Annotated in this window: 13 protein-coding genes, 2 tRNA genes and 1 rRNA gene; 10 read left to right on the plus strand and 6 right to left on the minus strand. The window is 50.0% G+C overall.

The window, feature by feature from the left end:
- Positions 1-14 precede the first annotated feature (14 nt).
- The gene (locus EM595_RS01960) at positions 15-230 is read left to right on the plus strand and encodes an alternative ribosome-rescue factor A (RefSeq protein ID WP_067427379.1); all 216 of its coding nucleotides are present in this window, start codon (positions 15-17) and stop codon (positions 228-230) included.
- Here EM595_RS01960 and mscL read toward each other — a convergent pair.
- The 5 genes from mscL to def all read right to left on the minus strand — a co-directional run bounded on the left by mscL (position 227) and on the right by def (position 4,964).
- Positions 227-637, minus strand: a complete 411-nt coding sequence (gene mscL, locus EM595_RS01965) for a large-conductance mechanosensitive channel protein MscL (protein ID WP_067427381.1) — start codon at positions 635-637, stop codon at positions 227-229. The two genes, EM595_RS01960 and mscL, sit on opposite strands and share 4 nt — an antisense overlap.
- A 108-nt stretch (positions 638-745) precedes the next feature.
- Positions 746-2,122, minus strand: coding sequence for a Trk system potassium transporter TrkA (gene trkA, locus EM595_RS01970; RefSeq protein ID WP_067427383.1), 1,377 nt, complete (start codon positions 2,120-2,122; stop codon positions 746-748).
- A 32-nt stretch (positions 2,123-2,154) separates the two neighbouring features.
- A complete protein-coding gene (gene rsmB / locus EM595_RS01975) occupies positions 2,155-3,444 on the minus strand; it encodes a 16S rRNA (cytosine(967)-C(5))-methyltransferase RsmB (RefSeq protein WP_067427384.1) in 1,290 nt (429 codons plus the stop codon).
- A gap of 46 nt (positions 3,445-3,490) precedes the next feature.
- Positions 3,491-4,438 carry a methionyl-tRNA formyltransferase gene (gene fmt, locus EM595_RS01980; protein WP_067427385.1) on the minus strand — a complete coding sequence of 316 codons (948 nt, stop codon included), beginning with the start codon at positions 4,436-4,438 and terminating at the stop codon, positions 3,491-3,493.
- 13 nt (positions 4,439-4,451) lie between these two features.
- Positions 4,452-4,964, minus strand: a complete 513-nt coding sequence (gene def, locus EM595_RS01985; protein WP_067427386.1) for a peptide deformylase — start codon at positions 4,962-4,964, stop codon at positions 4,452-4,454.
- 115 nt (positions 4,965-5,079) lie between these two features.
- Here def and dprA point away from each other — a divergent pair, with 115 nt between their 5' ends.
- The 6 genes from dprA to EM595_RS02010 are packed head-to-tail and all read left to right on the plus strand — an operon-like array spanning position 5,080 to position 8,870.
- Positions 5,080-6,201: a DNA-protecting protein DprA gene (gene dprA, locus EM595_RS01990; RefSeq protein ID WP_067427388.1), complete on the plus strand. Its 1,122-nt coding sequence runs from the start codon at positions 5,080-5,082 to the stop codon at positions 6,199-6,201.
- Positions 6,173-6,646 carry a DUF494 family protein Smg gene (smg, locus tag EM595_RS01995; protein WP_067427390.1) on the plus strand — a complete coding sequence of 158 codons (474 nt, stop codon included), beginning with the start codon at positions 6,173-6,175 and terminating at the stop codon, positions 6,644-6,646. The genes dprA and smg overlap by 29 nt, the downstream gene beginning before the upstream one ends.
- Before the next feature lie 25 nt (positions 6,647-6,671).
- Positions 6,672-7,226: a DNA topoisomerase family protein gene (locus EM595_RS20540; protein WP_071852473.1), complete on the plus strand. Its 555-nt coding sequence runs from the start codon at positions 6,672-6,674 to the stop codon at positions 7,224-7,226.
- Positions 7,219-7,791, plus strand: coding sequence for an L-threonylcarbamoyladenylate synthase type 1 TsaC (gene tsaC, locus EM595_RS02000; RefSeq protein ID WP_067435071.1), 573 nt, complete (start codon positions 7,219-7,221; stop codon positions 7,789-7,791). Before EM595_RS20540 ends, tsaC begins: the two co-directional genes overlap by 8 nt.
- A gap of 3 nt (positions 7,792-7,794) precedes the next feature.
- Positions 7,795-8,613 (plus strand): shikimate dehydrogenase, encoded by an 819-nt coding sequence (gene aroE / locus EM595_RS02005; RefSeq protein ID WP_067427392.1) that lies wholly within the window; start codon positions 7,795-7,797, stop codon positions 8,611-8,613.
- Positions 8,610-8,870 (plus strand): DUF1488 family protein, encoded by a 261-nt coding sequence (locus tag EM595_RS02010; protein ID WP_067427394.1) that lies wholly within the window; start codon positions 8,610-8,612, stop codon positions 8,868-8,870. Before aroE ends, EM595_RS02010 begins: the two co-directional genes overlap by 4 nt.
- Here the strand turns inward: EM595_RS02010 and EM595_RS02015 are convergent.
- Positions 8,837-9,391 (minus strand): gamma carbonic anhydrase family protein, encoded by a 555-nt coding sequence (locus tag EM595_RS02015; protein ID WP_067427396.1) that lies wholly within the window; start codon positions 9,389-9,391, stop codon positions 8,837-8,839. The genes EM595_RS02010 and EM595_RS02015 overlap by 34 nt on opposite strands.
- A gap of 516 nt (positions 9,392-9,907) precedes the next feature.
- Here EM595_RS02015 and EM595_RS02020 point away from each other — a divergent pair.
- From EM595_RS02020 to EM595_RS02030, 3 genes are all read left to right on the plus strand, one after another.
- A 16S ribosomal RNA gene (locus tag EM595_RS02020) occupies positions 9,908-11,449 on the plus strand.
- A gap of 71 nt (positions 11,450-11,520) precedes the next feature.
- Positions 11,521-11,597 (plus strand) — tRNA-Ile (locus tag EM595_RS02025).
- A gap of 86 nt (positions 11,598-11,683) precedes the next feature.
- Positions 11,684-11,759, plus strand: a tRNA-Ala gene (locus EM595_RS02030).
- Positions 11,760-11,906 lie beyond the last annotated feature (147 nt).

Raw genomic sequence — 11,906 nt, forward strand, 5'->3', positions numbered from 1 at the left:
CAGGAAATGATTGTATGGCCCACTACAAGCATACGAAGGGGAAAATACGCGATAACGCGCTCGAAGCTTTGTTACACGATCCATTATTTAGAGCACGTGTTGAAGTAAATCAGAAAGGGAAAGGAAGTTTTAAACGGAAGGATAAACATCATAAGAAGGGCAACTGGGAGGCCAGTGGTAAAGCAAACTTTACCACTGGCCTTTTAGCTTTAGCCCGGCGTAAATTTTAGATCTTGCTGTTTTGCTGCTTTAACAGGTCTCGGATCTCAGTGAGCAGGTTTTCTTCAGCCGTAGGCTTCGGTGCTGGCTTCTCAACTTCTTTCTTCTTGTGCAACTTATTCATCAGCTTGATAGCAATGAAAATCGCAAAAGCTACGATGACAAAATCGAATACGGTCTGCAAAAACATGCCATATTCCATTACTACCGCAGGCGTTGACCCATCCGCTGGTTTTAATATCCAGCTGAACTGCTTGAAATCTACTCCCCCGATAAGCAAGCCTAGTGGCGGCATGATAATGTTTGAGACCAATGAAGATACAATCTTACCAAAGGCCGCACCGATGATGACACCTACTGCCAAATCCACCACATTGCCGCGCATGGCAAAATCGCGAAACTCTTTGAATAAACTCATTCTTATCTCCTTTCCGTTACCAGTGGGTAAAGTCTAACAAACGATACGGGGTTTGCCATGTTGCTTAGCTAATTTGCATAGATTGCTAATAACTTATCTGGAAATCTTTTACAGAAAAAACGGACTTGGCTGGAACAGGCGCTCAACATCAGGAACGAACTTTTTATCAGTCAGGAACATGATGACATGGTCGCCTTGCTCAATGCGCAAATTGTTATTGGCAATCATCACGTCATCTCCACGAACCACTGCCCCAATGATCGTTCCTGGGGGAAGTTTAATATCGTTAATGGTGCGACCAACAACCCGTGAAGTACTTTCATCGCCGTGAGCAATCGCTTCTATCGCTTCTGCTATGCCGCGTCGGAGTGATGAAACGCTGACGATATCAGCTTTACGTACATGTCCAAGCAGGGCGGAAATAGTGGCTTGTTGAGGCGAAATGGCAATATCAATGACGCTGCCCTGAACCAGATCAACATATGCACGACGCTGGATCAGCACCATGACTTTTTTGGCACCCATTTTCTTGGCCAGCATTGCTGACATAATATTAGCCTCATCGTCATTGGTAACGGCGATAAACAGATCGATTTGATCGATATGCTCTTCGGCTAATAATTCCTGATCGGATGCGTCACCATAAAACACGATGGTATTTTGCAGTTGTTCAGCGAGTTCCGCGGCTCGTTGTTGATTTCTTTCAATCAGCTTGACGCTGTAATGCTTTTCCAGGCGTTGCGCTAAGCCAAAACCGATATTGCCGCCACCGACTAACATGATGCGTTTATAGGGTTTTTCCAGTCGCTGAAGCTCGCTCATCACGGCGCGAATATTCTGGCTGGCGGCGATAAAGAAGACTTCATCACCGGCCTCCACAATCGTAGAACCTTGCGGTCGGATAGGGCGATCCTGTCGGAAAATTGCAGCAACTCGTGTGTCTATATGCGGCATGTGCTCGCGCATAATAGACAGAGCATTGCCAACTAGTGGTCCGCCATAATAGGCTTTTACCGCCGCAAGACTAACTTTCCCATCTGCGAAATTGACCACTTGCAGCGCACCAGGATATTCGATCAGGCGATAAATGTTATCAATCACCAGTTGCTCAGGCGCAATCAGGTGATCAATCGGTACGGCTTCAGGGCCAAATAATTTCTCAGAGTCACGCACATAATCCACGGCACGAATACGAGCAATGCGGTTCGGTGTATTAAAAAGCGTGTAGGCTACCTGACACGCGATCATGTTTGTTTCATCTGAGCTGGTTACGGCGACCAACATGTCAGCATCTTCGGCGCCAGCTTCGCGTAAAACGCGAGGATGTGAGCCGTGTCCCTGAACTACACGAAGATCGAATTTGTCCTGCAACTGGCGCAGCCGCCCGGTATCGGTATCCACAACGGTGATATCGTTATTTTCGCCAACCAGGTTTTCCGCCAGCGTTCCGCCCACTTGCCCGGCGCCTAATATAATGATTTTCATCAGTGAACCTGCCTCAAGTTTTAGGCTTCAGATTAACGTTTAATCAGCTTCGCATAGTAAAAACCATCACCGCTGTCGTGCTGCGGGAAAATTTGTAATCCCGGTTCCGCTGAATCAGTAAGTGGAACATGTTGCGCATCCGGATGCCGCTGTAAAAATGCTGCTACCTGAAGGTGATTCTCTTCTGGGAGTACTGAGCATGTAGCATATAAAAATGTGCCGCCGGATTTTAAGCGCGGCCAGACCGCATCAAATATTTCACTCTGCAGCTTAACCAGTTCGGCAATATCTGCATCTCGTCTTAACCACTTGATGTCTGGATGACGACGAATGACACCGGTTGCAGAGCAGGGCGCATCCAGCAAGATACGATCGAACTGGCTGGCTTCGCACCATTGTTCCGGAAAACGCCCATCTCCTGCTTTAACATCAGCGTGCTGCCCGAGGCGTTTCAAATTTTCGTGAACACGCGCAAGCCGTTTTTCATCGACATCAACGGCAAGTACAATGGCTTCAGGCGCTGCTTCCAAAATATGCGTGGTTTTCCCGCCAGGAGCAGCGCATAAATCAAGAATGCTTTCTCCATTTTGCGGTTCTAAAAACTCAGCACACCGCTGAGCTGAAAGATCCTGTACGGTTACCCAACCTTCACTAAATCCCGGAAGCTGCGAGACACCACAAGGTGTTTCAAGACGCACTGCATGTCTTGCATGCTCGTCAGCGATGGCGTTTTTACCACTTTCCTGCAACAGCTTTAGCCAGTCTTCGCGTGAATGATGCTGCTGATTAACACGTAGCCACATCGGCGGACGCTGATTATTTGCTTCTATAATCGATTGCCATTGCTCAGGCCAGGCCTGTTGCAAGCGATTCATCAGCCATTTAGGATGCAAATAGCGCTGTGCAGATTGCTCATGCTGCGCAAGAAGCTCATCCTGCTGGCGCTGAAATTGACGCAAAACACCGTTAATTACCCCTTTCAGCTGTGGGCGTTTCAGCGCGACTGCGCCTTCAACGGTTTCTGCCAGGGCGGCATGAGCAGGAATACGCGTATGTATAAGCTGATAAAGACCAACCATGATCAAGAAATGAATAGTCCGCTGCTTGCCGGTCATGGGGCGGGCCATTAACTTGCCAATAATACCTTCCAGCTGCGGAAGAGTACGTAGAACGCCATAGCTGAGCTCTTGCAAAAGTGCGGCATCTTTTTCCGCTACTTCTCGCTGTATAACGGGCAATACGGTGCTCAGCGATTGCCCCTGTTCTATTACGCGCTCAACAGCAATGGCCACCAGGCTACGAAGATTGGTTGTTTTTTTCATTTTACATCGTCATTAAATAAAACCCGGCGAAGGCCGGGTTCGGGTATCAGGTAAGCACGGTTCCTGGCGTAAACCAATCACGGCGTGAGTTAAGCAGGTCTTGCGCTGTCATGGCTTTTTTTCCAGCAGGCTGTAATTGCTCAATATTCAATACGCCATCAGACGTTGCGATCTGAATACCGTGCTTATCGGCGGCGATGACTTCCCCCGGCGTGGTATTCGGCTGGTGAGGGAAAATGCTGGACTGCCATACTTTCACTGGTTGCTCATCAACGACAAAAAAGCTGACTGGCCACGGATTAAAGGCGCGAACACAGCGCTCAAGTTGCGCCGCGCTCAAATGCCAGTTCAGGCGAGCTTCCTCTTTACTGAGTTTTTCAGCATAAGTCGCGCTGGCTTCATTCTGCACTTCCGGCTTCGCTTCGCCAGTTGCCAACAAGGCCAACGTTTCAAGCATGCCTGTTGGCCCCAGCTGGGCAAGCTTGTGATAAAGCGTTGCACTGGTATCTTCAGGTTCAATGGGGCAGTCAAGCTTAAGCAGCATGTCTCCAGTATCAAGACCAACATCCATTTGCATAATGGTCACGCCGGTCTGCGCATCGCCAGCCCATACGGCACGCTGAATGGGCGCTGCGCCGCGCCAGCGTGGCAGCAGCGAGCCATGAACGTTGATACAGCCCAGCCGCGGCATTGCCAGTACTGACGCAGGCAGAATCAACCCATAAGCGACAACAACCATGATGTCAGCCTGTAAATCTGCAACCAGCTGCTGATTTTCTGCAGGCCGCAAAGATTTTGGTTGGTACACCGGAATATTATTTTCAAGAGCCAGCGTTTTTACTGGGCCGGCAGCTAATTTATTACCACGCCCGGCCGGTCTGTCAGGCTGCGTGAAAGCAGCCACGACACGATGCTGTGATGACAGAAGCGCCGACAGGTGTTGGGCCGCGAAGTCTGGCGTGCCGGCAAAAATGATGTTCAATGATTCGGACACGCTTATTCCTTAATCAGGCATCGCGCGCATTCAGGCGCGCCAGTTTTTCCATTTTTTGGCGAATACGCTGACGTTTCATCGGTGAAAGATAATCAATGAATAACTTGCCAACCAGATGATCCAGCTCATGCTGAATGCAGATGGCGAGCAGGCCGTCGGCTTCTAGCTCAAATGCTTCGCCTTCGCGGTTTAATGCGCGAATCTTCACTCGTTCTGCGCGCGGCACAAAAGCACGCTGCTCCGGAATAGAAAGGCAGCCTTCCTCAATACCGGTTTCGCCATCTTTTGACAGCAATTCAGGATTGATGAGCGTTAAACGCTCATCACGATTTTCTGATACATCGATAACGATGATGCGCTGATGAATATCCACCTGCGTAGCCGCTAAGCCAATGCCTTCTTCGGCGTACATCGTTTCAAACATATCATCCACGATGCGCTGAATATCCGCATTCACTTCTTTGACTGGCTTGGCGACAATGCGAAGACGATCGTCAGGGAAATGTAATACCTGCAAAACTGACATAACTATCCAGATCTGTGTTCAAGGAAAGGGAAAATTGTTCCCTGTATTGTAGACATTTCACTGCCCGATTGACAGCATTCCGGCATGGGATACCGGGCTTTGCAAGGAGGCAGCCGTGGAAAAAAGTGAGCTTTGGTTGCGGTTATCGGTAGTAAAAGGATTAAAAGGTACACAGCTGCTGGCTACAGCGAGGTATCTGTCTCAACTGGGAGTCGATGAAGACGCGTGTATACATGCCGGATTAACTGAATTGCAGCGGCAGCAATTTTGGTCATGTCCGCAGCGCCTCATAGAGCAGACAGCAATGTGGCTGGAAGCCGATAACCATTTTTTAATTACCGCCGAAGATGAACGCTATCCGCCACAGCTGCTTGCTATTACTGCATTTCCTGCACTGTTGTTTGTGACTGGCAATGTTTCATTACTGCTGACACCTCAGCTAGCCGTTATTGGAAGTCGAAATTGTTCACATTATGGTCGTCAGTGGGGGGAATACTTTACCCAGGCGCTTGCGCTAAGCGGACTAACAATAACCAGCGGGCTGGCAAGAGGAATTGATGGTATTGCACATCGCGCCGCGCTGTCAGTATCGGGAAAAACACTGGCAGTGCTCGGAAGTGGGTTGGAAAATATATATCCGCAGCGACATATTGGCCTGGCACATGACATTATTGAGGCGGGCGGGGCGATAGTTTCCGAATTCCCGCTATCGTTACCCCCCTACGCCACTAATTTTCCGCGAAGGAATCGCATTATTAGCGGCCTTAGCAAAGGCGTTCTGGTTGTTGAGGCTTCCATCAAGAGTGGTTCTCTGGTCACGGCGCGTTATGCGCTTGAGCAAAATCGCGATGTGTATGCGTTGCCCGGACCGCTGGGAAATAACAGCAGTGAAGGTACGCATTGGCTTATTCAGCAAGGCGCCTTACTGGTCGCACATCCCAATAATATTGTTGAGCAGCTCAATCAAAATTTTGCCTGGTTACCATTTTCTGCGGATGACGCAATATATTCATCAGACAACGTTGATGTTCCATTGCCATTTGCTGAGGTGTTGGCTAACGTAGGAGATGAGGTTACACCTGTTGACGTCGTCGCTGAACGTGCCGGCCAACCTGTGCCAGCTATCGCAGCAAAGTTGCTTGAGCTGGAGTTAGCAGGATGGATCGCAGCTGTACCCGGCGGCTATGTCCGATTGAGGAGGGCATGCCATGTTCGACGTACTAATGTACTTGTTTGAAACGTATATCCACAGCGAGGCTGAAATGCGCGTTGATCAGGATAAGCTCACTGATGATTTGACGGACGCCGGCTTTCATCGGGAAGATATCTACAATGCGTTGAACTGGTTGGAGAAGCTGGCAGATTATCAGGATGGCCTCGTTGCGCCGATTTTGTTAACTACCGATCCGCTCTCTATGCGTATTTATACGGAAGAAGAGAGCCAGCGTCTTGATGCCAGTTGCCGGGGCTTTATTCTGTTCCTGGAACAGATTCAGGTACTAAATCTCGAAACCCGGGAGATGGTTATTGAACGCATCATGGCGCTTGATACTTTTGAATTCGATCTGGAAGATCTTAAATGGGTCGTGTTGATGGTGTTATTTAACATCCCGGGATGTGAAAATGCCTATCAGCAAATGGAAGAATTACTTTTTGACGTCAACGAAGGAATGATGCACTGAAGACTCTCTTCATGCCTGAGCAGTTATGAATAAACCAGCGCTCTTTACGGTGCGAAAAAACGAACTCTGCCCCAAATGTGGGGCAGAAATTGTTATACGCTCCGGTAAACATGGTCCCTTCCTGGGCTGCACGCATTATCCTCAATGTGATTATTCTCGTCCGCTTAAAAGTCAAAGCGACGGGCACGTTGTGAAAATTTTAGAGGGACAGAGCTGTCCAGTCTGCAGTAACGATTTAGTATTGCGCCAGGGACGATACGGCATGTTTATTAGTTGCTGCCACTACCCGGAATGTCCGCATACGGAAGTGATCGATCGTCCGGATGAAACAGCAATTGCTTGCCCTCAGTGTGAGACTGGCCATCTGGTTCAACGACGTTCACGTTTTGGCAAAACTTTTCATTCCTGTAATCGCTATCCCAGCTGCCAGTTTGCGATTAACGCACAACCGATAGAAGGCGAATGTGCGTTTTGCCATTTTCCTCTGCTAATAGAAAAGAAAACCGCACAGGGAATGAAGCAATTTTGTGCCAGCAAAATTTGCGGCAAACCTGTGGCATCAGGAACTGAAAGTGATTAACTCGATTCATTCATCATCATTTGAGAACTGCCTGCACCATTTACGCAACCATAACGTTATTGCTTATCCAACCGAAGCAGTTTTTGGGCTGGGATGCGATCCGGATGATGAGCAGGCGGTTTTAGCTCTGCTCGCTCTGAAGCAGCGTCCGATCGAAAAAGGTTTGATCCTAATTGCTGCCGACTACTCGCAATTAGAACCCTATATTGCCGATCGTGAATTATCTGTTATCCAGCGTGAACGCATGCTGAACAGCTGGCCTGGACCAGTAACATGGGTGGCGCCGGCAAAGCCGCAAACTCCACGATGGCTTACCGGCCAGTTTGATTCGTTGGCTATCCGCGTAAGCGATCATCCTGATGTCAGAGCTCTCTGCCAGACATTGGGCAAACCTATCGTTTCTACCAGTGCCAATCTTTCCGGTCAGCCTCCTTGCCGTTCGATGGAAGACGTTTTGGCACAGTTTGGTAGCGATTTTCCCGTATTGGCAGGCGTGACCGGCGGAAGAAAAAATCCTTCGGAAATTAAAGATGTTATTACAGGTGCGTTGATTCGTCAGGGATAAAAGATGGAACGTTTTGCCGTATTTGGTCATCCAATCACTCACAGTAAATCACCGTTGATTCATGCGTTGTTCGCTGCACAAACGGGCATCGAACATCTGTATGGTCGCGTCTGTGCACCCATTGACGCTTTTCCTGCCACGATAAAAGACTTTTTTGCAAACGGTGGCGAAGGCGCAAATGTGACGGTGCCGTTTAAACAACAGGCATTTGAGCTGGCAGATGAGTTAACCGAGCGAGCAGCTCTGGCGGGAGCCGTCAACACGCTTAAAAAAATCGGTGCGGGAAAGATTCTCGGCGACAACACCGATGGGATTGGTTTAGTCAGCGATCTTTCCCGCCTGCAAATGATCGCGCCGGGCTGCCGTATTTTGCTGGTGGGCGCGGGAGGGGCAGCAAGAGGGGTTATTCTGCCACTGCTTTCTGCAGGCTGCGTGATCACCATAGCAAATCGAACGGCTGAGAAGGCGCAGGAACTGGCCACTCTCTTTCAATCACATGGCGACGTAATCGCATGTCCCATGGAAAAATTGAGCGGACAGCCGTTTGATGTGATTGTGAATGCAACGTCCAGCGGGATTTCGGGAGAAGTGCCAGCGTTACCTTCAACAATCATTGCGCCTTCGACCCGCTGTTACGACATGTTTTACCAGCCGGGTTTAACGCCTTTTCTGCGCTGGGGTCAGCAACATGAGGCCAGTCAGCTTGCAGATGGATTAGGGATGCTGGTGGGACAAGCTGCACATGCTTTTTATCTCTGGCATGGCGAGTTTCCCGACGTTGAACCTGTGATTGACCGTTTGCACAAAGAGCTGCTGTCATGAATCAGGCAATTCAATTTCCCGATCGCGAAGAGTGGAATAAAGAGATTGATGCGATGTGTTTTCCCGCGCTGGTAAATGGCATCAGCCTTACCTGCGCTATTTCTGCAAGTGAGTTACAGCATCGTTATGGCAATGAGCACCTGGCTGACAAACTGTTCAGTGCTCATCGCTGGGATCTGGAAGAGGAAGCGCAAACCCTCATCGAACAGCAAAAAGATGATGATCAGGGCTGGGTCTGGTTGGGCAGCGCGAGATAGTCATTTTTCCAGTTAACGTAGTTAGTCGCTGAATGAAGCAATCCTGCAATTTCCTGCTCATTCAAAGGGCGTATCTGCTTTACGGGATTGCCAAAGTAGAGATAGCCGCTTTCCAGTCTTTTGCCCGGAGGTACAAGACTACCTGCACCAATCATTACGTCATTTTCGATAATGACGCCATCCAGCACAATAGTTCCCATCCCAACTAAAACTCGATCGCCAATGGTACAGCCATGCAGCATGGCTTTGTGGCCGACTGTCACATCTTTACCAATCAACAACGGGAAACCCTGAGGGTTACGGTCCGACTTATGCGTAACATGCAGTACGCATCCATCCTGAATGTTGCTGCGTTCGCCAATAATAACGTGATTAACGTCACCACGAATCGCTACCAATGGCCAGATGCTAACATCGTTAGCCAGATGAACATCACCGACTACCACACTGGATTCGTCGACCATGACGTGCTCACGACAGACGGGAAAGGTATCTTTATAAGCTTTTAACGGTTGAGGCATGCTTTGCTCCTTACATGAAATCATCTAATTGTGTGGCAAAACCTCAAGTTTAGTGAGCGAAAGTTAAGCGGATCGTATGTGATCCGGACGATGAGCACAGAATCTGCGCAATCAAAATAAAAGATCTAAAAAACGCTTGTGCTAATCGAACGGATCCCTATAATGCGCCTCCACTGACACGGCACAACGGCTTACACAGCACGGTGTGCAGGATGAGGAAACTCTCCAGTGTGTGGGAGGTTCAGGAAGTTCTGAACCGCCGGAAAAAATCCTGAGAAAAGGGATTGACTCCGAAGGAGGAAAGCGTAATATACGCCACCTCGCAACGGACGGTTAACCCGCCGGTTGCGCTGCTCTTTAACAATTTATCAGACAATCTGTGTGGGCACTCGCAGGATTGATATCACGCGTCTCCGGACGCAAAAAAATATCAAGTCTTAAGAGTGAACACGTATTGAAATTCATTACGACGTTTTCCTTGAGCATCGCTTCACGAGTTGAAGCAAATCGAACTTTTAATTGAAGAGTTTGATCATGGCTCAGATTGAACGCTGGCGGCAGGCCTAACACATGCAAGTCGAACGGTAGCACAGAGGAGCTTGCTCCTTGGGTGACGAGTGGCGGACGGGTGAGTAATGTCTGGGGATCTGCCCGATGGAGGGGGATAACCACTGGAAACGGTGGCTAATACCGCATAACGTCGCAAGACCAAAGTGGGGGACCTTCGGGCCTCACACCATCGGATGAACCCAGATGGGATTAGCTAGTAGGTGGGGTAACGGCTCACCTAGGCGACGATCCCTAGCTGGTCTGAGAGGATGACCAGCCACACTGGAACTGAGACACGGTCCAGACTCCTACGGGAGGCAGCAGTGGGGAATATTGCACAATGGGCGCAAGCCTGATGCAGCCATGCCGCGTGTATGAAGAAGGCCTTCGGGTTGTAAAGTACTTTCAGCGGGGAGGAAGGGGACGAGGTTAATAACCTCGTTCATTGACGTTACCCGCAGAAGAAGCACCGGCTAACTCCGTGCCAGCAGCCGCGGTAATACGGAGGGTGCAAGCGTTAATCGGAATTACTGGGCGTAAAGCGCACGCAGGCGGTCTGTTAAGTCAGATGTGAAATCCCCGGGCTTAACCTGGGAACTGCATTTGAAACTGGCAGGCTTGAGTCTTGTAGAGGGGGGTAGAATTCCAGGTGTAGCGGTGAAATGCGTAGAGATCTGGAGGAATACCGGTGGCGAAGGCGGCCCCCTGGACAAAGACTGACGCTCAGGTGCGAAAGCGTGGGGAGCAAACAGGATTAGATACCCTGGTAGTCCACGCCGTAAACGATGTCGACTTGGAGGCTGTGAGCATGACTCGTGGCTTCCGGAGCTAACGCGTTAAGTCGACCGCCTGGGGAGTACGGCCGCAAGGTTAAAACTCAAATGAATTGACGGGGGCCCGCACAAGCGGTGGAGCATGTGGTTTAATTCGATGCAACGCGAAGAACCTTACCTGCTCTTGACATCCACGGAATTCGGCAGAGATGCCTTAGTGCCTTCGGGAACCGTGAGACAGGTGCTGCATGGCTGTCGTCAGCTCGTGTTGTGAAATGTTGGGTTAAGTCCCGCAACGAGCGCAACCCTTATCCTTTGTTGCCAGCGATTCGGTCGGGAACTCAAAGGAGACTGCCGGTGATAAACCGGAGGAAGGTGGGGATGACGTCAAGTCATCATGGCCCTTACGAGCAGGGCTACACACGTGCTACAATGGCGCATACAAAGAGAAGCGACCTCGCGAGAGCAAGCGGACCTCACAAAGTGCGTCGTAGTCCGGATCGGAGTCTGCAACTCGACTCCGTGAAGTCGGAATCGCTAGTAATCGTGGATCAGAATGCCACGGTGAATACGTTCCCGGGCCTTGTACACACCGCCCGTCACACCATGGGAGTGGGTTGCAAAAGAAGTAGGTAGCTTAACCTTCGGGAGGGCGCTTACCACTTTGTGATTCATGACTGGGGTGAAGTCGTAACAAGGTAACCGTAGGGGAACCTGCGGTTGGATCACCTCCTTACCTGAAGATACCTTCCCGCGCAGTGTCCACACAGATTGTCTGATAGAAAGTAACGAGCAGAAAACCTCTACAGGCTTGTAGCTCAGGTGGTTAGAGCGCACCCCTGATAAGGGTGAGGTCGGTGGTTCAAGTCCACTCAGGCCTACCATGCTTTTCTCCTTGCGGAGCAAAGCGGCATCCTTGCCTGAGGATGCACTCGGTTGAGTGGTAGTAAAGGTCTCTGCAAGACTGTATGGGGCTATAGCTCAGCTGGGAGAGCGCCTGCCTTGCACGCAGGAGGTCAGCGGTTCGATCCCGCTTAGCTCCACCATATGGTTTTCAACAATACTTCAGAGCGCGCCGGCAACGGCGGGCTGCGAAGTATTATGCTCTTTAACAATCCGGAACAAGCTGAAAATTGAAACGACACGTCGTCGCGTCCCTCCGTAATAAGGGGCGCAGAGAGCGGCGTGTTCGC

The organism is Duffyella gerundensis (assembly GCF_001517405.1).
Classification (GTDB): domain Bacteria; phylum Pseudomonadota; class Gammaproteobacteria; order Enterobacterales; family Enterobacteriaceae; genus Duffyella; species Duffyella gerundensis.

What these genes read in the sequence shown, in the direction of transcription:
- EM595_RS01960 (WP_067427379.1), top strand. Translation starts at nt 15, where the DNA reads ATGGCCCACTACAAGCATACGAAGGGGAAAATACGCGATAACGCGCTC.
- EM595_RS02010 (WP_067427394.1), top strand. Translation starts at nt 8,610, where the DNA reads ATGAATCAGGCAATTCAATTTCCCGATCGCGAAGAGTGGAATAAAGAG.
- aroE (WP_067427392.1), top strand. Translation starts at nt 7,795, where the DNA reads ATGGAACGTTTTGCCGTATTTGGTCATCCAATCACTCACAGTAAATCA.
- trkA (WP_067427383.1), bottom strand. Translation starts at nt 2,122, where the DNA reads ATGAAAATCATTATATTAGGCGCCGGGCAAGTGGGCGGAACGCTGGCG.
- rsmB (WP_067427384.1), bottom strand. Translation starts at nt 3,444, where the DNA reads ATGAAAAAAACAACCAATCTTCGTAGCCTGGTGGCCATTGCTGTTGAG.
- EM595_RS02015 (WP_067427396.1), bottom strand. Translation starts at nt 9,391, where the DNA reads ATGCCTCAACCGTTAAAAGCTTATAAAGATACCTTTCCCGTCTGTCGT.
- mscL (WP_067427381.1), bottom strand. Translation starts at nt 637, where the DNA reads ATGAGTTTATTCAAAGAGTTTCGCGATTTTGCCATGCGCGGCAATGTG.
- def (WP_067427386.1), bottom strand. Translation starts at nt 4,964, where the DNA reads ATGTCAGTTTTGCAGGTATTACATTTCCCTGACGATCGTCTTCGCATT.
- EM595_RS20540 (WP_071852473.1), top strand. Translation starts at nt 6,672, where the DNA reads ATGAATAAACCAGCGCTCTTTACGGTGCGAAAAAACGAACTCTGCCCC.
- smg (WP_067427390.1), top strand. Translation starts at nt 6,173, where the DNA reads ATGTTCGACGTACTAATGTACTTGTTTGAAACGTATATCCACAGCGAG.